The organism is Billgrantia sp. C5P2 (genome assembly GCF_051062895.2).
On sequence record NZ_CM128542.1, the window covers coordinates 3,726,189 to 3,744,241 of the forward strand.

General features: G+C 62.4%; 21 protein-coding genes. 10 read left to right on the forward strand and 11 right to left on the reverse strand.

What is annotated here, in order from left to right; translation table 11 throughout:
* Window position 1 precedes the first annotated feature (1 nt).
* Window positions 2-931, reverse strand: a complete 930-nt coding sequence (locus ACRWQA_RS17180; RefSeq protein WP_263582709.1) for a LysR family transcriptional regulator — start codon at window positions 929-931, stop codon at window positions 2-4.
* Window positions 932-1,031: 100 nt separating this feature from the next.
* Here ACRWQA_RS17180 and ACRWQA_RS17185 point away from each other — a divergent pair, with 100 nt between their 5' ends.
* Window positions 1,032-2,063: an aldo/keto reductase gene (locus tag ACRWQA_RS17185; RefSeq protein WP_434232114.1), complete on the forward strand. Its 1,032-nt coding sequence runs from the start codon at window positions 1,032-1,034 to the stop codon at window positions 2,061-2,063.
* A gap of 111 nt (window positions 2,064-2,174) precedes the next feature.
* Window positions 2,175-2,732, forward strand: coding sequence for a putative glycolipid-binding domain-containing protein (locus tag ACRWQA_RS17190; protein WP_434232117.1), 558 nt, complete (start codon window positions 2,175-2,177; stop codon window positions 2,730-2,732).
* Here the strand turns inward: ACRWQA_RS17190 and ACRWQA_RS17195 are convergent.
* A complete protein-coding gene (locus ACRWQA_RS17195) occupies window positions 2,729-4,315 on the reverse strand; it encodes an MFS transporter (RefSeq protein WP_434232120.1) in 1,587 nt (528 codons plus the stop codon). The genes ACRWQA_RS17190 and ACRWQA_RS17195 overlap by 4 nt on opposite strands.
* Window positions 4,316-4,423: 108 nt before the next feature.
* Here ACRWQA_RS17195 and ACRWQA_RS17200 point away from each other — a divergent pair, with 108 nt between their 5' ends.
* Window positions 4,424-5,215, forward strand: a complete 792-nt coding sequence (locus ACRWQA_RS17200; protein ID WP_263582705.1) for a helix-turn-helix transcriptional regulator — start codon at window positions 4,424-4,426, stop codon at window positions 5,213-5,215.
* A 6-nt stretch (window positions 5,216-5,221) separates the two neighbouring features.
* Here the strand turns inward: ACRWQA_RS17200 and ACRWQA_RS17205 are convergent, their stop codons facing one another.
* Both ACRWQA_RS17205 and ACRWQA_RS17210 read right to left on the reverse strand, forming a co-directional pair.
* Window positions 5,222-5,596, reverse strand: coding sequence for a LysR substrate-binding domain-containing protein (locus ACRWQA_RS17205; RefSeq protein ID WP_434232022.1), 375 nt, complete (start codon window positions 5,594-5,596; stop codon window positions 5,222-5,224).
* Window positions 5,526-6,146, reverse strand: a complete 621-nt coding sequence (locus ACRWQA_RS17210; protein WP_446326202.1) for a LysR family transcriptional regulator — start codon at window positions 6,144-6,146, stop codon at window positions 5,526-5,528. The genes ACRWQA_RS17205 and ACRWQA_RS17210 overlap by 71 nt, the downstream gene beginning before the upstream one ends.
* Window positions 6,147-6,159: 13 nt before the next feature.
* Here ACRWQA_RS17210 and ACRWQA_RS17215 point away from each other — a divergent pair, with 13 nt between their 5' ends.
* Together ACRWQA_RS17215 and ACRWQA_RS17220 are read left to right on the forward strand one after the other, a co-directional pair.
* Entirely contained in the window at window positions 6,160-7,164 is a 1,005-nt protein-coding gene (locus ACRWQA_RS17215) for an MBL fold metallo-hydrolase (protein ID WP_446326203.1), read from the forward strand.
* On the forward strand, window positions 7,161-8,180 hold the full coding sequence (locus tag ACRWQA_RS17220) for an alpha/beta hydrolase (protein ID WP_263582702.1): 1,020 nt from the start codon (window positions 7,161-7,163) through the stop codon (window positions 8,178-8,180). Before ACRWQA_RS17215 ends, ACRWQA_RS17220 begins: the two co-directional genes overlap by 4 nt.
* Before the next feature lie 47 nt (window positions 8,181-8,227).
* Here ACRWQA_RS17220 and ACRWQA_RS17225 read toward each other — a convergent pair whose 3' ends face one another.
* Window positions 8,228-9,154, reverse strand: coding sequence for a DMT family transporter (locus tag ACRWQA_RS17225; protein WP_434232030.1), 927 nt, complete (start codon window positions 9,152-9,154; stop codon window positions 8,228-8,230).
* Between the two features lie 184 nt (window positions 9,155-9,338).
* On the opposite strand from ACRWQA_RS17225, the gene ACRWQA_RS17230 reads away from it, so the two are divergent.
* Window positions 9,339-10,238, forward strand: a complete 900-nt coding sequence (locus ACRWQA_RS17230; protein WP_263582700.1) for a helix-turn-helix domain-containing protein — start codon at window positions 9,339-9,341, stop codon at window positions 10,236-10,238.
* Window positions 10,239-10,362: 124 nt separating this feature from the next.
* Here ACRWQA_RS17230 and ACRWQA_RS17235 read toward each other — a convergent pair whose 3' ends face one another.
* Together ACRWQA_RS17235 and ACRWQA_RS17240 are read right to left on the reverse strand one after the other, a co-directional pair.
* Window positions 10,363-10,758 (reverse strand): VOC family protein, encoded by a 396-nt coding sequence (locus ACRWQA_RS17235; RefSeq protein ID WP_434232033.1) that lies wholly within the window; start codon window positions 10,756-10,758, stop codon window positions 10,363-10,365.
* Window positions 10,759-10,788: 30 nt separating this feature from the next.
* A complete protein-coding gene (locus tag ACRWQA_RS17240) occupies window positions 10,789-12,048 on the reverse strand; it encodes an MFS transporter (RefSeq protein ID WP_434232036.1) in 1,260 nt (419 codons plus the stop codon).
* Between ACRWQA_RS17240 and ACRWQA_RS17245 the strand changes: the two genes are divergently transcribed.
* Window positions 12,011-12,559 (forward strand): Lrp/AsnC family transcriptional regulator, encoded by a 549-nt coding sequence (locus ACRWQA_RS17245; RefSeq protein WP_434232039.1) that lies wholly within the window; start codon window positions 12,011-12,013, stop codon window positions 12,557-12,559. The genes ACRWQA_RS17240 and ACRWQA_RS17245 overlap by 38 nt on opposite strands.
* Window positions 12,560-12,612: 53 nt before the next feature.
* Here ACRWQA_RS17245 and ada read toward each other — a convergent pair whose 3' ends face one another.
* Window positions 12,613-13,722, reverse strand: a complete 1,110-nt coding sequence (gene ada, locus ACRWQA_RS17250) for a bifunctional DNA-binding transcriptional regulator/O6-methylguanine-DNA methyltransferase Ada (protein ID WP_434232042.1) — start codon at window positions 13,720-13,722, stop codon at window positions 12,613-12,615.
* A gap of 251 nt (window positions 13,723-13,973) precedes the next feature.
* On the opposite strand from ada, the gene ACRWQA_RS17255 reads away from it, so the two are divergent.
* Window positions 13,974-14,744 (forward strand): SDR family oxidoreductase, encoded by a 771-nt coding sequence (locus ACRWQA_RS17255; RefSeq protein ID WP_434232044.1) that lies wholly within the window; start codon window positions 13,974-13,976, stop codon window positions 14,742-14,744.
* A 33-nt stretch (window positions 14,745-14,777) separates the two neighbouring features.
* On the opposite strand, the gene ACRWQA_RS17260 is transcribed toward ACRWQA_RS17255, so the two are convergent.
* Window positions 14,778-15,503 (reverse strand): ArsR/SmtB family transcription factor, encoded by a 726-nt coding sequence (locus ACRWQA_RS17260; RefSeq protein WP_434232047.1) that lies wholly within the window; start codon window positions 15,501-15,503, stop codon window positions 14,778-14,780.
* 88 nt (window positions 15,504-15,591) lie between these two features.
* Between ACRWQA_RS17260 and ACRWQA_RS17265 the strand changes: the two genes are divergently transcribed.
* Entirely contained in the window at window positions 15,592-16,215 is a 624-nt protein-coding gene (locus ACRWQA_RS17265) for an antibiotic biosynthesis monooxygenase family protein (RefSeq protein ID WP_434232049.1), read from the forward strand.
* 33 nt (window positions 16,216-16,248) lie between these two features.
* Here ACRWQA_RS17265 and ACRWQA_RS17270 read toward each other — a convergent pair whose 3' ends face one another.
* Window positions 16,249-17,121 carry a DMT family transporter gene (locus tag ACRWQA_RS17270; protein ID WP_434232053.1) on the reverse strand — a complete coding sequence of 291 codons (873 nt, stop codon included), beginning with the start codon at window positions 17,119-17,121 and terminating at the stop codon, window positions 16,249-16,251.
* Window positions 17,122-17,231: 110 nt separating this feature from the next.
* On the opposite strand from ACRWQA_RS17270, the gene ACRWQA_RS17275 reads away from it, so the two are divergent.
* A complete protein-coding gene (locus ACRWQA_RS17275) occupies window positions 17,232-17,426 on the forward strand; it encodes a hypothetical protein (RefSeq protein ID WP_434232056.1) in 195 nt (64 codons plus the stop codon).
* Between the two features lie 103 nt (window positions 17,427-17,529).
* Here ACRWQA_RS17275 and ACRWQA_RS17280 read toward each other — a convergent pair whose 3' ends face one another.
* Window positions 17,530-17,988, reverse strand: coding sequence for a cupin domain-containing protein (locus ACRWQA_RS17280; RefSeq protein ID WP_434232059.1), 459 nt, complete (start codon window positions 17,986-17,988; stop codon window positions 17,530-17,532).
* Between the last annotated feature and the right edge of the window lie 65 nt (window positions 17,989-18,053).

An 18,053-nucleotide genomic window follows, 5' to 3' on the forward strand; every position in this document is an offset into this window, starting at 1 on the left:
GCTAGCTCCTGACAGCAGTCGCATGGCGCTCCCAGGGCGGCGCCGGCTCCCACCGTTCGACGAGAAAGTCGATGAAGGCCCGCACCCTGGGGGGCACCAGGCGCCGCTGCGGCATGATCGCGTGAATGCCCGTCTCGGGCGGCGCATGGTCCGGCAGAATCCGCAGCAGCCGGCCGGCCCGCAGGTCATCGCATACATGCCAGGTGGAGTGCTGCACGATGCCCAGCCCCGCTACCGCGGCATCCCGCAGGAGTTCGCCCTGGCTGCTGCGGATGCGTCCGCCCACCTTGACGCTCACATTCTCGCCGCTGGCATCACGTAGTCGCCAGATGCCGGATTCCCCCTCGCCGTCGGTCAGCAGCAGGCATTCGTGTCGGGTCAACTCCTCGGGTGTACGCGGAGTGCCGTGGCGTTTCAGATAATCGGGAGAAGCGCACAGCACGCGGCGATTCGCGGCCAGCCGGCGCGCCACCAGGCTGGAATCGGCCAGCGAACCGATGCGAATGGCCAGGTCGAACCCGGAGCCCACGATGTCCCGGCGTTGATCGGACAGATCGAGGTCAAGTCGCAGTTTGGGATGGCGACTCAGGAAATCGGGCAACAACGGCGATACATAGAGGCGGCCAAAGGTGGGAGGCAAGGTCAGGCGCAAGGTCCCGGCGACCTCGTGCGTCGACCGGTGCAGCCCACCCATTAGCGCCTCGAGGTCCTCCACCGCTTCCCGGCCTTGTTCAGCAAGGCTGCGGCCCTCCGCCGTCGGTCTTAGTTGCCGTGTGGTGCGCTGCAGGAGTCGCACGCCGAGCTCCCGCTCGAGGCGCTGCAAGCGCTGGCTGGCGACTGCCGCGGAGAGATCCAGGCTGCGTGCCGCTTCGCTGATAGACCCCAGGTCGAGAATGCGCAGGAACAGGGAAAGATCGTCGATTCGACTCATTTTAAATTCTTTGTTGAAAGTCTTTGCCCTTTTAGCCGGATTATCTTGAAAGCACAACGTTCTATGCTCCGCCTACATTCCAACTGACAGGAGCTGAACCATGGAATATCGCTTTCTCGGCCAATCCGGCTTCAAGGTATCGTCACTCGGGCTGGGCGCGGGCACCTTCGGCGGCAAAGGCCCACTGTTCAGCGCCTGGGGCAACACCGACGTCAAGGAGGCGGCCCGACTCATCGACATCTGCCTCGACGCCGGGGTCAATCTGTTCGATACCGCCGACGTCTACTCCGATGGCGCTTCCGAGTCGATTCTCGGGGCCGCCATCAAGGGCAGGCGCGATCGCGTCGTTCTTTCCACCAAGCTGACGCTGCGCATGGGCGACGAGCCGAATGATGTCGGCGCCTCTCGCCACCATCTGCTCAAGGCGACGGACCAGGCGCTGAAGCGGCTCGATACCGACCATATCGATATCCTGCAGTTGCATCACTTCGACGCCATGACGCCGGTGGAGAGTGTGATGGCAACGCTGGACGAACTGGTCCGCGCCGGCAAGGTGCGCTATCTCGGCGTCTCGAACTTCTCCGGCTGGCAGATCATGAAATCCCAGGCGGTGGCCGAACGCTACGGCTATTCCCGCTTCGTCGCCAACCAGGCCTACTACTCACTGGTCGGACGGGACTACGAGTGGGAGCTGATGCCGCTGGGACAAGATCAGGGCCTGGGGGCGATCGTCTGGAGTCCGCTCGGCTGGGGGCGCTTGACCGGCAAGATTCGACGCGGTCACCCGCTTCCCGGTCATAGCCGACTGCATGAAACCGCCGGCTTCGCACCGCCGGTGGACGACGAACGCCTGTACCGGATCGTCGATGCGCTCGATGGCATCGCCGAGGAAACGGGCAGGTCGATTCCCCAGATTGCCCTCAACTGGTTACTCCGACGACCCACCGTATCCAGCGTGTTGATCGGCGCACGCAACGAGACCCAGCTGCGAGACAACCTGGGGGCTACCGGATGGCAACTCGACGAGGAGCAGACAAGGAGGCTCGATGAAGCCAGCCGCGTGACACCGCCCTATCCCTACTACCCTTACTGGAATGGCCAGTTCGCCGAGCGCAACCCCCCTCTCGTATGAGCGCCGCTCGGCCCTGGCCACCGAGGCTGGAGGATGCGGCTGCAGCGATACGACTGCAGGCCGGGACCGAGGCCCGTGCGATCCGTTGGGAGGCAAGGAGGAGGCACCGTCATGTCAGCGCTATCGATAACCCGCAAGTGGCGGCGGCTGGATGAGCCGGGCCTGGAGGTCCTGCACATGCAGCCCGACACCGACGGCATCCTGGTTCTCTCCTCGGTCGTGCACGCGGGTGCTGAGGCATTCGGCTTGTCCTACCTCTGGCAACTCGACCGCGACTGGCGTACCCACCGCCTGGAGTTGCACCTCGCAAGCCCGACGGTCGAGACCCTGCTGGTCGAGCGAGGGGACGATGGCTGGAGAGTGAACGGTCAACCACGCCCAGACCTCGCCGAGTGTGATGAAATCGACCTGTCGGCGACACCGTTCTGCAACACACTGGCCATGCGCCGGCTCCAGGGTTCCGGCGAGTGGACCACGCTCTACGTGGACCTGCCCTCCCTTCAATTGTTGCCGTCCCGTCAGCGCTATACGGCTCTTGGCAAGAACCGTTGGCGATACACCGACCTGGGCATCGCCAAGGGCTTCGAGGCCGACCTGAATGTCGACGACGATCTTCTCGTCGTCGACTATGAGGGTCTGTTCGAGACCTTGAATGGGACTCAGACCTAGCAGAGCGAGCAGGACTCGCCTTTCTCGTCCGGTTGCTCCTGAGCTTCTCCACCGATAGCGCCTACATGGCGCAGGCTGACGATGGAGATCACCGCCAGTACCAGGATGGCAATACCACCCACGGTGGCGGTCACGTTCAGCCCCGCGGTGAAGGCCTGCTGGGCCTCCAACAACAGGCCTGCAGGAAGGCTTTCGCCAGCCGAAACGGTGGCCCACAGGCTCTCCTCCACGACGCCCGCCACCTCGGCGGCTTCGCCATCGGCCATCGTCGCGCTGACCTGCGCGCGATAGACGAAGGTTGCCAGGCTACCCAGCAGCGCCACGCCCAGCGCAACGCCAAGCTCCTGCACCATCTCCGACATGGCCGAGGCCGAGCCTGCCTTCTCCGCCGGTGCCGCGCCCACGACCAGGTCGGTGCCCAGGGCAGCGATGGTACCCAGGCCGAGATAGACCAGCGAGAACCCGGCTATCGCCATACCCACTCCGCTGGAATTCACTTCGACGCTGGCCAGCAGCCAGTAGCCAAGCGTCGAAAGTGCCAAGGCGGCGCCCACCACGTAACCGGGACGAATACGCCGGGCAATCAGCGGCGCCAGAATGCCTGCCAGCACCATCATCAGCGCCGGCGGCCCCATCCACAGCCCGGCCGCCAGCGGTGTGAGTCCCGCCACCAGCTGCAGGTATTGGGTCACCAGCAACATCACGCCAGAGACGCCGACCAAGCCCACCAGCAGCACCACCAGCGCGGCACTGAACGTACGGCTGCCGAACAGCCGCATATCGAGCAATGGATCGGCCAAGCGCTTTTGACGACGCACGAAGGCAAGCGCCATCAACGCACCCAGCGCCAACGCCAGCAACGGAACGGGTTCGAGCCCCAGCTTGGCCAGTTCCTTCACGCCATAGACCGCCGGCAGCACGGCTGCCAGCGAGAGCGCTACGCTGGCGAGATCCAGCGGGCCACTGCGAGATGCGCGATACTCGGGCAGCAATAGCGGCACCGCAATCAGCAGCACGGCCACCACGGGTACCGCCACCAGAAAGGCCGAGCCCCACCAGAAGCGCTCCAGCAGCACACCGCCCACTACCGGCCCCAGCGCCATGCCCAGGGCGAACATGGTGGCCCATACGCCGATGGCCAGGGCGCGCTGGCGCACATCCCCGAACATGTTGCTGATCAGTGCCAGGGTCGATGGCATCAGCGTGGCGCCGGCCACCCCCAGTACAGCGCGGGCCGCGATCAGCATGGCGGCACTGGTCGAATAGGCGGCGATCACCGACGTGACGCCGAAGGCCACGGCGCCGATCATCAAGAGCCGGCGACGGCCGATGCGGTCGCCCAAGGTTCCCATGGTGATCAGAAAGCCCGCGATCATGAAGCCGTAGGCATCCATGATCCACAGCGCCTGCGTACTGCTCGGCTGCAGATCCGCCGCCAGGGCGGGCAGCGCCAGATAGAGAATGGTGACATCGAGGCCGAGCAGTGCCGTAGGCAGTGCCAATACCGCCAGGCCGGCCCACTCCTTGATACCCGCCTGCTGCCGGGTGAGCCGCGAGCCTGACGCTTCATTGAGGGAAACCATGCCATGCCTCCTGTTCCATAGGGTTGGCATGGTAGTCTTGGCCTATCTCGATAGGGTTACAATATAGCCAGTTATCCTATTACCAGCAGTACTATCTGGGACAAAGCCATGGCCGGACGCAGCCTCGACAGAACCCGCAGCGAACTCACCGACTTCCTGGTCCATCATCGCAACAAGCTGACGCCGGTCGACGTCGGCTTGCCTTCCACCGGCCGCCGGCGTACCCCGGGGCTGCGGCGCGAGGAGGTGGCCACCCTCGCCGGCGTGGGGCTGACCTGGTACACCTGGTTCGAGCAGGGACGCGACATCAACGTCTCGGAGAGCTTCCTACTGAGCGTTTCCAAGGCCCTCAAGCTCGACGACGCTGAATGCTGCCACCTATTCCTGCTCGCCCATCGCCGTCCGCCGCCGGTGGAGGCCTACCAGTGGCAGGAAATTCCGCCCCTGGTACAAACGCTGATGGACGACATGCCGAGGCCCGCCTATGTGATGAACTTGCGCTGGGACGTCATCGCCTGGAATACCGTGGCCGATGGTCTGTTCGGCTTCAGCGACAGGGAGACCGGCGAGCGCAACATGATGCGTCTGTTGTTCGCCGATCCTGCGCTGCGCAGGAAGCTGCCCGACTGGCGCCAGGACGCCCCTCGCCTTCTCGCCCAGTTCCGCTGCGACCTGGCGGCCGCCTCTGAGGACCCGGCAATGGGCGAGTTGATCGAAGCGCTCGCCAAGCTGTCGCCGGATTTTCGCCGCTGGTGGGAGCAACCCAATCATGAAACCTACCGCTACGGCATCGGCACGCTTCTCGACACCGACTCAACCCCGAGGGAGTACGAACACGCCACGCTGCTGGTGGACGAGCATCGGCATCTCAGGATGGTGGTGTACTTCAACTGTCACTGACTGCCTTCATGACGACATCCTGCCCAAGATGTCTTCAATTTCAGCCCTCAGCCACTGCGACGCAGGATGGTTGTCCTCCTGAACCGTCCACACCAGGGAAACGTCGGGCAATGTGAGCGTCATCGGTACCGGGACCACATGCAGGCCGAATGCCTTGCCGTAGCGTCTAGCCATCCGGGTTGGCAACGTGGCAATCAGCGGCGCATTCGCGACCATGCCCAGCACGCCGAGAAATTCCGTCGAAGTCGCGACCACGTTGAGCTCGTCACCTATCGCATCGAGTGCCGATTCGAGACAGCCGTGCAAACTCTCACTGAGACTGACCAAGGCATGTGGCAGGTTCAGGTAATCTTTCAAGGGAATCGACCCTTCGAAGGCCATCTGGTCGGGATGGAAAACGCAACTCAGCGATTGCTCGCAACTGCTGGCGATAACGTCTCGCCTGGCTGTCAAAACAACCGATTGCCAAGTCCAGAATTCGATCGTCCAGCATGCGGTAGACCTCGCGCTGCTGCACCGGACGGCCATGGAGCTTCACCCCTGGGGCCCGCTGACGCAATCGCGAAGCGAGCTCCGGCATCAGCAGCAGCTCCACCTCGCTTGAGAACCCCATTCGGAAGATGCGTTGGTCGGTCGTTGGGTCGAACTCCGACTTGGCATGAATGACCGACTGCATCATACCGAGCGCCTGCGCCACCGGCTCGGCCAGCGTTAGAGCGCGCACAGTCGGTTGCATGACCGTACCTACACGTACGAACAGTTCGTCCTGAAACAACGTCCTCAACAGCGACAGATTGTGGCTCATGGCTGGCTGACGAATCTTCAGCCTCTCTGCCGCCCGGGTCACGCTTCGCTCGCGCATCATCGCGTCAAAGGCAATCAGGAGGTTCAGGTCGAAACTTCGCAGATCGAAATGGTCGATTGACTGCATTCTTTGAATCGATTTGGTTAATGACAAGCCAAGAAGTACGCTGACTTCCGCCACCAGTCAACCGGAAAAAACCATGACGACCCAGGAGACCTTTCTCGTCGGCGATGCGCGAATCATCAAGGTGCCTGAGTTGGCTCTTGATACAGTCGATGCTACCCAGCTCTTCCCCGAGGGCGATATAGGGGCGCTGAACAGCGATGCCACTCATTGGGGCGAACAAAGCTTCGATTTCGAGCGCGGCCTGCTTCGGCAAAGCATCCATGCCTGGGCGGTCCAGACCCCGACTCACACCGTGCTGATCGATACCGCTACCGGAAACGACAAGCAGCGCCCGACAGCACCCTTGTTTCACCAACTTGAAGAGCCCTTCCTGGAGCGCTTGCAGGCGGTCGGCATATCGCCTGAAGCCGTGGACTTCGTCCTGCTCACCCATCTTCACGCCGACCATGTCGGCTGGAACACGAGACTACAGGGTGGGCACTGGGTACCGACCTTTCCCAATGCACGCTACATCTTTTCCGAACATGAGTATGCCTACAATCTGGCGCTTTTCCGTGAGCGGGAGGTAGTGGCATCGATCCAGCAGCAGGCAGGAATGGGCACACCGCGCCACGAGCCGCTCGACGGTGTCTTCGAAGATAGCGTCATGCCCATCGTGGAGGCCGGTCTGGATCAGCGTATCGTGATCGACAATAGCGTGATCGAGGGCTTCTGCTTCCATTCCACACCTGGCCACAGCATCGATCACGCCTCCATCTCCTTGACCTCCCGAGGTGAGACCGCCTTGTTCTGGGGTGACATCATGCATCACCCACTCCAGTTTCGGCGCCCCGAGATCAATTCCATCTACTGCGAATTTCCACAGGCAGCGCAACGGTCCCGTCACAAGGCCATGCAATTGGCTTCCGAACTCGATGCACAGGTCTTTACCACTCACTTCGGCGACAGCTCCGTCGGCAGAGTCAGCCGACATGCCCACGGCTTCGATTGGCAATTCATTCAAGGAGTCCGGCCATGAACGCCAACGCTTCGACTGACGCATTGCTTCACGACACGTACCTGATCGACAGTGACACCGTAGGCATACGTTTGCAGCTACGTCGCAGACGCCGATCCGACATGGGCCGCGCCAATTCGAGCAATACGCTGATGCTGATGCACGGTGCCACTTTCCCCAGCGAGAGCCTGTTTGACGTTTCTGTGGATGGCGCATCGTTCATGGACGTGCTGGCCACGGCCGGGTTCGACGTATGGGCGGTGGATGCACGCGGCTATGGTGGTTCGACCCGCCCGGCCGAAATGGCGGCTCCACCCGATACCGCACCACCGCTGACGTCGGCACGGGTCGCAGCACGCGACCTCGCCTCAGCGGTCGAGCATGTTCTCGCTGAGAATGATGTCGAGCGTCTCAGCATCGTCGCCATGTCCTGGGGCGGTTCGGTCGCCGGCATCTATGCCGAACGGCATGGCAGCCACATCGAAAAGCTGGTGCTGGTGGCACCGCTGTGGCTGTCGAATCACCCACTGCGCATCGATGCAGGACAGCCGCTGGCAGCGTGGCGTCTGATACATGTCGACGCCTTTCGCGAGGCGTGGCTAACAGGCGTACCAAGCGACCGGCACGAGGCCGTGCTGCCACCGGGCTGGTTCGAACAGTGGTCGGCTGTCACCAAGGCCACCGATCCGGATGCTGTCGAGCCAGGCGCCATGCGGGCACCGGGTGGAGCCATCCAGGATGTCCGCGAGCATTGGCTCGCCAACCGCCCGCTCTATGACCCGAGCGCGATCACCGCACCGGTACTGCTCGTTCACGCCGAGTGGGACCAGGACGTACGGATCGACATGATCCAGGACCTGTTCAAGCGCCTCGATAGCGCCGCCTACCGGCGCTGGGTCGAGATCGGCGAGGGCACCCACATGATCCTGATGGAGCCGAGCCGCTGGCAGGCCTTCGATGCCATTATTGCCTTCTTGAAGGAAACCCTTCATCCACTCAGGGAATCATCCGGGAGCACCGCTGGGGCAGTCGGTTAGCTCTGGGCAAAGCACTATTTCGCTGCTCCTCGCCTCGCCGAGGAGCCTCATGGCGTACGAGCACACTGCGCTGCCGCGACTCTCGCCTCTTTCTCCGCTGGCTTGGAGCGCGACTTGTAGAACATCACGCCATTCCCGGCCAGGATCGTAATCAGTCCTACCAAGGCGTGCGGCGTCCACTGATAGCCTTCCACCAGAGTGGAGATACCCAGGGCCACCAGGGGAAACAGCAGGGTCGCATAGGCCGCCGGGCCGGGGCCGATCCGGCCCACCAAGGCGAAATAGACACCGAAGCCGATCACCGAACCAAAGATGGCAAGATAGAGTAAGGCAGCCATATAGGTGAGTGAGGTGTCCACCACGAAAGGCGTACCGCTGATCACGACTAGCGCCAGCATGATCAGGGCTCCATAGCCCATGGCGTAGGCGTTGGTGGAAAGCAGGTCCAGACCGCGCCGCTGATGGCGCAAGCTGAGCATATTGCCAAGGGAGAAACCATAGGTTCCCACCAGCGCACAGCCCAAGCCGAACAGCACGCTGGCATCCAGTCCACCATGGTAGATGTCCGGCCAGAATAGGCAGACCATCCCGGCCAGACCCAAAGAGGTCGCCAGCAGCAGACGCGGCGTGATCGTTTGGCGAAAGAAGAGCACGCCATTGACGGCGTTGAATAGCACTGCCATGGAGAACACCACCGCAATCAGGCCACTGGTGATATAGGCGGAGGCGGTATAGAAGAAATAGAAGTTGAGGCAGAACACACACAGGCCCTGCAAAGCGCAGAACAGATGATCGCTCACACCTAGTCGATGCAGCCGACCGCTGACCGAAAGCCACAGCAGCAGCACGCCGGCGGCCAGGGCGAAGCGATAGAAGACGGAGAGCATCACTGGCACCTCGCCGACTTGCAGGGCAATGGCGATCCAAGTGGTGCCCCAGATCAGCACGGTGGTCGCATAAAGCAACAGGTTCATGATTGCACTCCTCGGTATTCAAGCGACCAAGTGTGCGTCTCTCAGCGGTCTCCGGCATTCAGCTTCTTGCGCCGGGCATTTGATTCTTGCGCTTTTTCGCGATCCTGCCGGTCTTCGCTTGGCCCGCTCCAGGCGGCCAGCTACTATCGAGCCAAGCGGTCAGCGGCCAAGGGAGAAAGGGGCCATGCAGTACCATGTCTTCGAGCGCCTGGGGCAACACCATGCCCAATTGAAGCGCTCCGCCCAACTCGACGACGGCATCGGCCTGGCCCAGTGGAGCAATGACGACGACTATATAGCTCTCGACAAGCCGACCCACCACACCTTGAGCCTCTACGTGGCCGATGGCTACGAGTCCTATCGCAAAACCCCCGTTGGTTGGCGCAACGGCGGCGCCCCCGATCGATTCTGTCTGATGCCCCGCCAGCACGAATCCACTTGGGATCTCCGTGGCCCTCTTGAGTTCGTCCATCTCTATTTCACCGACAAGCACCTGGCGGGGCTGGCCGAACGGGTCTGGGATATGGACGCCTCCAGCCTGCTGTTGGATGAGAAGACCTTCGCCGATGACCCGCTGATTGCGAGCCTGTATCGTCAGTGGCTGCTTGCCCTCGACTGGCAGGAGCGGGCCGACCGCCTGGCTCTGGACAGCGCCGTCACCCTGCTACTCGTACATCTGCTCAGGTCCTACAGCCAGCGCCAACGAGCTCTTCCGTGCCCCCGCGGAGGGCTGGCACCCTACCGCCTGCGGCAGGTGCTCGACTATATCGAGGCCCATCTGGACCAGCCGCTGCCCCTCACCGAGCTGGCCGCCCAAGTCCAGCTCAGCGAGTATCACTTCGCTCGCATGTTCAAGCAGAGCCAGGGACTGTCACCCCACCAGTACGTGCTCCAACGCAGACTGGTGCAGGCCGAGACACTGCTACACGACACAACGTTACCGCTGACCGAGATCGCCCTGGCTTGCGGCTTCAGCTCCTCGAGCCACCTGGCCAGTCGCTTTCGTCAGGCCAAGGGCATCGCCCCGTCGCGACTGAGGGAGTCGACATCTACCCAGGCTCCGGAGCCCCCGGCAGACATATAGACCGTCCAAAAGCGACAATCCTCCCGTTTGGCTCAGCCGTGCGGCGTTCGTTCTTTGGCATAGAGTACGGACATCTGCGCAAGCGAAAGGCTCCAGCGCGAGGGTAATCACCGCTGTCACTGAGTCACTCAGCCTCTCTCGGATAAACAACAAACGCCAATTTATTGCCGTCGCAATCACGAACATAGGCTGCATAGAAACCTTCGCCGTATTGAGGCCGGTAGCCTGGAGCCCCTTCGTCACTGCCTCCATTGTCGATGGCTATTTCGTATAACTTGTCGACCTGCTCAGGGGCAGCGAACTGAAACGCTGTCATGGTGCCATTGCCGACATTGGCTTCCTGACCATCGAAGGGATAACCGACAAAGAACCTGGGAAAGTCGAGATCGGTTTCTTTCCCATAGGAAGCACACGAATCATCTTTCCAGCAGACATCCCAGCCCATTTCGTCGAAAAGAGGGCCATAGAATTTCAGAGCTTTCTCCAGATTTTTCGTTCCTACCATGGTGTAAGCAATCATATTGCAGAGCCTCCTAGGTCACCGATTGAGCTACTCCAGCGCTGCCTGTTTCCTGCGCCGCTGCCCCAGCGCCCAGCCCAAGGCCGGCAGTACGAGCATCGCCGACGCCCAGGCGCAGGCGGCAAATCCATAGTGCGTAAAGATCGGCCGGTAGAGCAGTGCGCCGGCGAAAACGCACAGGTAGGTAATGGCGCTATAGAGCCCCATGATGGCACCGCGCTGCGTCGGGTCCAGCTCGGCCAACTGGCGCATGAGCAGGTTCAGGCCAATGTGGTTGCCCACGCCCCAGCCCAGGCAGAGCGCCAGCAGTACCAGAGGCAGCGCCGCGGTCGCCATCATTCCCAAATACACGAGCATCAAGCCGGCAAAGGTCACACAGGCGGCGGCGCTCGCACCATGCCGGTCGACCAGCCGGCCCAGCGGTGCGGCAACGCCGAAGCCCAGGCCATAGACGGCGATCGTCAGTCCCGCAAAGGAAGCGGGAAGCTGCAAAACCTCGCCCAGATGCGGGCCCAGATAAGTGTACAGACCATAGAACGCGGTCATGAAGGCACCAACGTTCAACAGCACTGCATGGATACCGGGGATACGCAATGCTATCAGCGCGGAACTCGGCTTTTCCCCGCCCGTCCTTGTACCCCAATCGCTGCAGCGGGAAACACCTAGCGCCAATCCTGCTGCAACCATTGCCAGCACCACAAAAACAGCGCGCCAATGCAGCAAGTCGGCCAAGAGCGCTGCAAAACCGACCCCAACCACCAGGCTCAACGTCCACCCGATCAGTACGAAGCTCAGGGTTTCACTCTCGCGTCCCTTCGCGGCCACTTGGGCAGTAAGGGTATAGATCGCCGGCAGCGCCATGCCCGCCGCCAGGCCGGCAAGCGCTTGGGCGGCAACCAGCAACCACAGCGCGGGAGAGAGCGCCGCGAGGCCCAGCGACACGCACAGCACCAATAGCGCCCGCACCAGTGCGCGCTCGGAACCGATGCGATCGGCCATCGGAGCCAAAAGTAGCGCACTACCTGCCGTGGCCAAGCCATAGAAGGCCGCGGCCGTCATCACATCGGCAGCGCTTCGCCCCGGGAGCGATGCCGCCACCGCAGCAGCAATGGGGCTCAGCGCCAGCGAATTGGCACCGATCACGGCAATGGCAGCAGTCAACAGGAGAAGATGACGAGTAATCACGGCTCGCTCCAAATGCAGTTCGACACTAACATTGAAGAAAGGAATGTCATTCGGAGCAATTGCGATAATGCCGAACTCAGAAAAAACAGAAACCGTTCGGGACAAGGGCCAGGAGGCACGCCCCCTGGATGCCTTCGACCGAAAAATATTAGGCGAGCTGGCCGTGGATGCCGGGCTCAGCTATGCCGAGCTGGGTAATCGCGCCGGGCTCTCGGCACCGGCCGTGCATGAACGGGTGAAACGGCTGCGTGCCTCGGGGCGTATACGTGGCACGGTGGCGATGCTGGACGGCCCTGCCACCGGCAAGCCCTTCCTCGCCTTCGTGCATGTCGATTCCACCGGTTGGGGCAAGACCCAGGAACTGCTGGCACTCTCGGCGCTGCCCGAAGTCGAGGAGATCCACTCCGTGGCCGGCGACACCTGCATGCTGCTCAAGGTGCGCTGCGCCAGCAGCCGCGCCTTGGAAGGACTGCTCGCCCGGCTCTATGCCCTGCCGAGCGTCAAGGCCACGCGCAGCTATGTAGTGCTGTCGACCTTTCTCGAGCGCACCTCGCAAGCGGGAATCACCGAAGCCCTGGAAGAAACGATGAACCCGCTCGATACCGCTACAGAATAAAGCGCTTGAAGATACGATCGATAAGGGTCCCGTCCATGATGGCCTCAGTTCTTTCATTCTTGTTCCCTCTCCAGCATTGGGGCATCAGCCCGCTTCGCCTCACGCTCGAGCAAGGCGCGCTTTCGCTCCACGCCCCAACGGTAACCCGAGAGCGCCCCGTCGCTACGCACAACCCGGTGGCAGGGGATGGCAAGCGCAACAGGGTTGGAGGCGCAGGCCCTGGCTACGGCGCGCACCGACTTGGGAGAACCGATCCGCTGCGCCAACTCCGCATAGCTGATCGTGGTGCCCACGGAAATCTCGGTCAGCGCCTGCCAGACCCGCTGCTGGAAGGCAGTGCCGCGAATGTCCAGCGGCAGCGACAGCCCGACGCCAGGCGCTTCGACGAAGCCCACCACTTGGGCCACCCAGGCATCGAAATCCTTCCCTCCGGGAATAAGAGTGGCATTGGCGAAACGATCCTGGAACTCCTGCAGCAGCTGCTCCGGATCGCTGCCCAGGGAAATGGCACAAATGCCCTTCTCGCTGCTCGCCACCAGTATGGTGCCCAATGAACACTCCCCCAGAGCGAAGCGGATCTCCATGTCTTTCCCTCCCGAACGGTAACGCTTGGGCGTCATGCCGAGCATGCGGTCGGTACCGGCATAGAAGCGTCCGCTGGAGTTGAAGCCCGCCTCATAGATCGCCTCGGTGACCGTTTCCCGCTGCGCCAGCGCCTGGCGAGCACGTTCCGCCCGGCAGGCGACCGCATACGCTTTTGGCGTCAGCCCCATGACCGACTTGAAGACACGATGAAAATGGAAGCGGCTCAGCCCGGCGACTTGTGCCAATTCGTCGAGTGAAGGGAGCTCGTCGGATGTTTCGATGAGACGGCAGGCCCTGGCGACGCTTTGGGCATGTCGCTGGGCCAACGGTAGCTCCTTGGGGCGGCAGCGCTGGCACGGCCGGTAGCCGGCCCGCTCGGCCGTGGCCGCATCGGCATGGAACTCGGCGTTCTCGCGGCGCGGCCGACGCGATGGGCACGTCGGGCGGCAATAGACCCCGGTGGTACGCACCGCATAGACGAAGGCGTCTTCCGCCGCGGCGTCGCGGGCCAGTACCGCTGCCCACTTCGCTTCATCGGAATCGAAGGTGGCAAGTGAATGGGTGGATGTCTCGTTCATGGCGGGCCTCCGCTGTGGGTTGGGCGTTCTCCGTGAATTCAGGATGAGTCCCGAGCCCGCCTGACACACTCCGTCCCTTGCTTTCAAAGTAAGCCCGTCTCTTCACAGCATTTCGCAACATTCGCAGCATAGCATCATCGAACCGCCATATTTTTGACGGCAAGAAGCGGAGTGAGGGCTTGCCCCGAGGCCGGCAAGGTAAGCATGGGATCGCCAGTAACCCATACCTACCATCCATGGAGAATACCGCTATGAACCGACTTGCCGGAAAGATCGCCATCGTCACCGGGGCCAGCTCAGGAATCGGTCATGCCGCCGCCCGGTTGTTCGCCAGCGAAGGCGCCAGCGTGATCGTGAGCGCACGCCGCCAGGACAAGCTCGACGCTCTGGTCGAAACCATCGCTCGCGACGGCGGCAGCGCCGTTGCCGTGGCCGGGGACGTATGCGACGCGCACTTGGCCCAGCGCCTTGTCGCTACCGCCCTGGAGCGCTTCGGAGGGCTCGATATTGCCTTCAACAACGCTGGCATAGTCGGGCCGATGGGGCCGCTTCAGGACATGAAGCCGAGTGATTGGCACGACGTAATGCATACCAACCTGAACGGCGCCTTTCTGGGTGCCAAGTACCAGATCCCGGCGCTGCTGCAGCGAGGCGGCGGAAGCCTGCTGTTCACTTCGAGCTTCGTCGGCCATACCGTCGGCATGCCCGGCATGGCGGCCTACGGCGCCAGCAAGGCCGGCATCCTGGGCCTGATGAAGTGCCTGGCTGCGGAGCTGGGGCCCAACGGCATTCGGGTCAACGCGCTGCTGCCGGGAGGCACCGACACGCCAGCCAGCATCACCAACGCCCCCGACGCCGGGCCGGAAGTCCTGGCGTTCGTCGAGAACCTGCACGCGCTCAAGCGCATGGCTACGCCAGAAGAGATCGCCCGAGCGGCGCTCTATCTGGCTTGCGACGATGCCAGCTTCGTCACCGGCACGGCGATGCTGGCCGATGGCGGGGTCTCCATCTGCCGAACCTGATTGCCAGGGAATGGCGCCCCGGTAAGCACTTACTTACCGGGCAGCGCCAATCACCTCCTCAACTGCGGTATTGAGGGGTACAAGTACGAGTCCGAACTCACGCACCAGTGCTAGATGACCCTGCTCGCTGATACTCACCACCCGCGAGTGCTTCTGCCGGCTGATCCAGCCGAGTTCCAGCAGGCGCTCGGCCAGGGCGGCGCCCAGCGCCCCGCCGAGATGGTCGCGCCGCTCGCTCCAGTCGAGGCAAGTATAGGCGAAACGCCGGCGGCGCTTGCGCAGGGAAGCGATATCGATGCCGAAGTTCGAGAACCAGTCCTCGCCCCGCTCCGTCACGTCCATGGCTTCGCCATCTGCCACCAAGAACTCCCTATCGAGCAGTACCGCCGTCATCCGCGTGCCCAGTTCACCCGCCAGGTGGTCGTAGCAGAATCGCGCAGCTCCTAGGGCACCGGCCGGCCGCCTGCACGGCGATACCACCTTTATCGGTTTGGCCACCACCATCAGCGCCTCGACGGCATGCGCCACCTCGGCGGTCGCCAGCCGGTAGTACTTGTGCCGCCCTTGTGCTGTCGATTCGATCAGTCCGTCGCGCTGGAGCCGCTTGAGATGCTCCGTCGCTGTGCCCGGCTGCACACCACAGCCGTAGGCAAGCTCCTTGGCGGTCAATGCTCGTCCCTCCATCAGCAGCGCCAACATGCCCATCCGGGTCGGCTCGCCAATGGTACGGGCGAGGCGTGGCAGGTCCGGCTCATCCATAGTTAGCTCCACACCTAACGGTTTATGTCTGACAAGCATAGGCCAACGGAACACAATTGAGCGACCAAACAACGGCCCGGAACCACCCATGACTACGCCAGACAATCCACCGACGGCCGTCACACAGCACGGCCCTTACCCACTACGTACTGCCCGTCGCCTGCTCCTTGCCGTACGCAACTACTACGCCAATCGACAGCGCGATGCCCTGCTGCGCGACTGCGATCCTCGCATGCTCAGGGACATCGGCTTGCGCTGGGAACGCGGCAAGCTGGTGCCGATCAACCCGGAACGTTTCGCCTCCAAGAATGAAGCCGTTGTAGCTTCCAGATGCCTCAAACTGTCTGAATCAGGAGTTCATATGATCGCCGTTATCTTCGAAGTCATCCCCAAATCCGGCCGCCGCGACCAATACCTCGATATCGCCGCCAGCCTGCGTCCGTTGCTCGATGAGATCGACGGATTCATTTCCATCGAACGCTTCGAGAGCCTGACCCAGCCGGGCAAGGTGCTCTCGCTCTCCTTCTGGCGCGACGAGCAGGCCGTCGCCCAGTGGCGCCAGCTAGAGCGCCACCGCAGCGCCCAGACCCAAGGTCGTGAAATAGTGTTCGACGACTACCGCCTCCGCGTGGCCGGGGTAATGCGCGACTATGGCATGCACAAACGCGAACAGGCGCCTGCCGACAGCCGCGAGCGCCACGATGCTCCGTGAATGCTCGCGGCCAACAGGCGCCACTTTTTCTCCCTATTGCCGAGATGCCGTTACCGGCTGACGGAATACCAGAGCCAGGCCCAGCAGGATAAGCGCCATCCCCACCAGGCTGAGCATGGGCAAGGCATTGCCGAGGAACAGGTAGTCCATCACGGCAGTGGCCGCCGGCACCAGATAGAACAGGCTGGTGACGTTGACCAGATTACCGGCCTGAATCAATCGATAAAGCAGCAACTGCGCCACCACTGAAATGACCAAAGCCAGCCAGAGCAACGGCACCAGGAATTCCCAGCTCGGCTCGAAAGTCACCGGCTGGAACGCGGCGAAAGGCAGGCACAGCAGCAGGCTGGCCACGTACTGCAGCGGCAGGACCTCGGCGGGAGATTGTCGGAGACGCTTCTGCATGATGGCACCTACCGTCATGCAGCCAAGCGCACCCAGTGCGAAGCCCACCCCTGCCAGGGAAAAGCGCACCAGGACGACGCTCTGATATACCACCAGTACCAACCCCATCAGCGCCACGCAGAGCCCCGCCATTCTCATCGGCGCAAAGCGTCGCTCCAGCAGCATCAGGGTGAGGATCGGCTGTATTCCCAGCAGGGTAGCCAACACCCCGGGCGTGATGCCTTGCTCCATGGCCAGAAAATAGCAGATCGAGTAGGCACCTATCAGCAGCAGGCCGGTGCCGGCGACGCGCAGGCGTGTGCCAGGCACGGGCAGCCAGCGTCGTCGGTAAAGCCCGATGGCCATCAGTACGGCCAGCGCCAGGCCAAAGCGCAGCAGCAGAAATGCAAAGGCTGGGGCATGGTCCAGCCCCCATTTGGTGAAAATGGCGCCACTGCCCCACAGCAGCACGAAGAGCGCCGTGGACGCATGAGCGGCCCAGGCAACGGAAGGAGTTGTCATGATGACTTTCACCTGTCTAAAGACACACAGGCCTCAGCCGGCACTGGAACCAATGCCGAACGATGGAAAGCTGAGGAGCTTGGTGGGCTCGAGGTCAGCCCAGAGTGCACATGGGCGGCGGTGAAACGCCGGCCATGTCGAGCCCCGCTGGCGGCGAAACGCCGAGCGGCGGAGCGACAGGTGGAACGGGAGGTGGCGATGCCGCACGCACCACCGCCATGGCCAGAACGGTCATCGGTGCGGAAAGCGAAGTGCGTATCGGCAAGGTCATGTCAGAGCAGTCTCATTGCGGTTGCCAGACCTGACGAACATAGCACGACGAACGCAAAGGTCAATTCTGCCACGAATCGAATAGCGCCCCGGTAAGCCCTTACTTACCGGGAAGCTTTGAATATTAGAGCCACGCGGCTACCGGGGTACATGCTCGATGGCATCGTGATCGACCAGGTTCCATTCGCCACTGTTGCGATACAGCCGCTTGCCCTGTCGCGGGTAGTCGCAAACGTCCTGGGCCAGCCGCTGCCCGACCACCAGGCATACCAGTGGCTCGTCGCCGTCGTTATACATCTCGTGGGCTACGCCGTTGATGGGGCAGCCGATGAAGTCGCCGGGGCCGATCGGCTGTTTCCGCTCGCCCAGGGTGGCCACGCCATGTCCCGACAACACGTAGATGGCCTCCTCTTCATAAAGATGGAAGTGGTACTCGGTCGAGAAATGACCGGGTGGTACGCTGATGTGGTGGATCCCGAGCTGGGTCATGCCCACGGCATCCCCCAGCGACTTGTCGATGCGCACGGCCTCGGCGTTGAGGAGGTGCACCTTCCTCACGCCCTCGAGGGCTTCGATATCCAGTGCCGATAGGTACATGCCGGTTCTCCTTGGTGTCGAGTCGCCGCCAGGGCATCGCCTGATCATAGCGTGCCCGGCGGCAC

Coding starts and splice junctions, on each gene's coding strand:
- ACRWQA_RS17180 (WP_263582709.1), bottom strand. CDS start 931: ATGAGTCGAATCGACGATCTTTCCCTGTTCCTGCGCATTCTCGACCTG.
- ACRWQA_RS17185 (WP_434232114.1), top strand. CDS start 1,032: ATGGAATATCGCTTTCTCGGCCAATCCGGCTTCAAGGTATCGTCACTC.
- ACRWQA_RS17190 (WP_434232117.1), top strand. CDS start 2,175: ATGTCAGCGCTATCGATAACCCGCAAGTGGCGGCGGCTGGATGAGCCG.
- ACRWQA_RS17195 (WP_434232120.1), bottom strand. CDS start 4,315: ATGGTTTCCCTCAATGAAGCGTCAGGCTCGCGGCTCACCCGGCAGCAG.
- ACRWQA_RS17200 (WP_263582705.1), top strand. CDS start 4,424: ATGGCCGGACGCAGCCTCGACAGAACCCGCAGCGAACTCACCGACTTC.
- ACRWQA_RS17205 (WP_434232022.1), bottom strand. CDS start 5,596: ATGGCCTTCGAAGGGTCGATTCCCTTGAAAGATTACCTGAACCTGCCA.
- ACRWQA_RS17210 (WP_446326202.1), bottom strand. CDS start 6,146: ATGCAGTCAATCGACCATTTCGATCTGCGAAGTTTCGACCTGAACCTC.
- ACRWQA_RS17220 (WP_263582702.1), top strand. CDS start 7,161: ATGAACGCCAACGCTTCGACTGACGCATTGCTTCACGACACGTACCTG.
- ACRWQA_RS17225 (WP_434232030.1), bottom strand. CDS start 9,154: ATGAACCTGTTGCTTTATGCGACCACCGTGCTGATCTGGGGCACCACT.
- ACRWQA_RS17230 (WP_263582700.1), top strand. CDS start 9,339: ATGCAGTACCATGTCTTCGAGCGCCTGGGGCAACACCATGCCCAATTG.
- ACRWQA_RS17235 (WP_434232033.1), bottom strand. CDS start 10,758: ATGATTGCTTACACCATGGTAGGAACGAAAAATCTGGAGAAAGCTCTG.
- ACRWQA_RS17245 (WP_434232039.1), top strand. CDS start 12,011: ATGCCGAACTCAGAAAAAACAGAAACCGTTCGGGACAAGGGCCAGGAG.
- ada (WP_434232042.1), bottom strand. CDS start 13,722: ATGAACGAGACATCCACCCATTCACTTGCCACCTTCGATTCCGATGAA.
- ACRWQA_RS17255 (WP_434232044.1), top strand. CDS start 13,974: ATGAACCGACTTGCCGGAAAGATCGCCATCGTCACCGGGGCCAGCTCA.
- ACRWQA_RS17260 (WP_434232047.1), bottom strand. CDS start 15,503: ATGGATGAGCCGGACCTGCCACGCCTCGCCCGTACCATTGGCGAGCCG.
- ACRWQA_RS17265 (WP_434232049.1), top strand. CDS start 15,592: ATGACTACGCCAGACAATCCACCGACGGCCGTCACACAGCACGGCCCT.
- ACRWQA_RS17270 (WP_434232053.1), bottom strand. CDS start 17,121: ATGACAACTCCTTCCGTTGCCTGGGCCGCTCATGCGTCCACGGCGCTC.
- ACRWQA_RS17275 (WP_434232056.1), top strand. CDS start 17,232: ATGGGCGGCGGTGAAACGCCGGCCATGTCGAGCCCCGCTGGCGGCGAA.
- ACRWQA_RS17280 (WP_434232059.1), bottom strand. CDS start 17,988: ATGTACCTATCGGCACTGGATATCGAAGCCCTCGAGGGCGTGAGGAAG.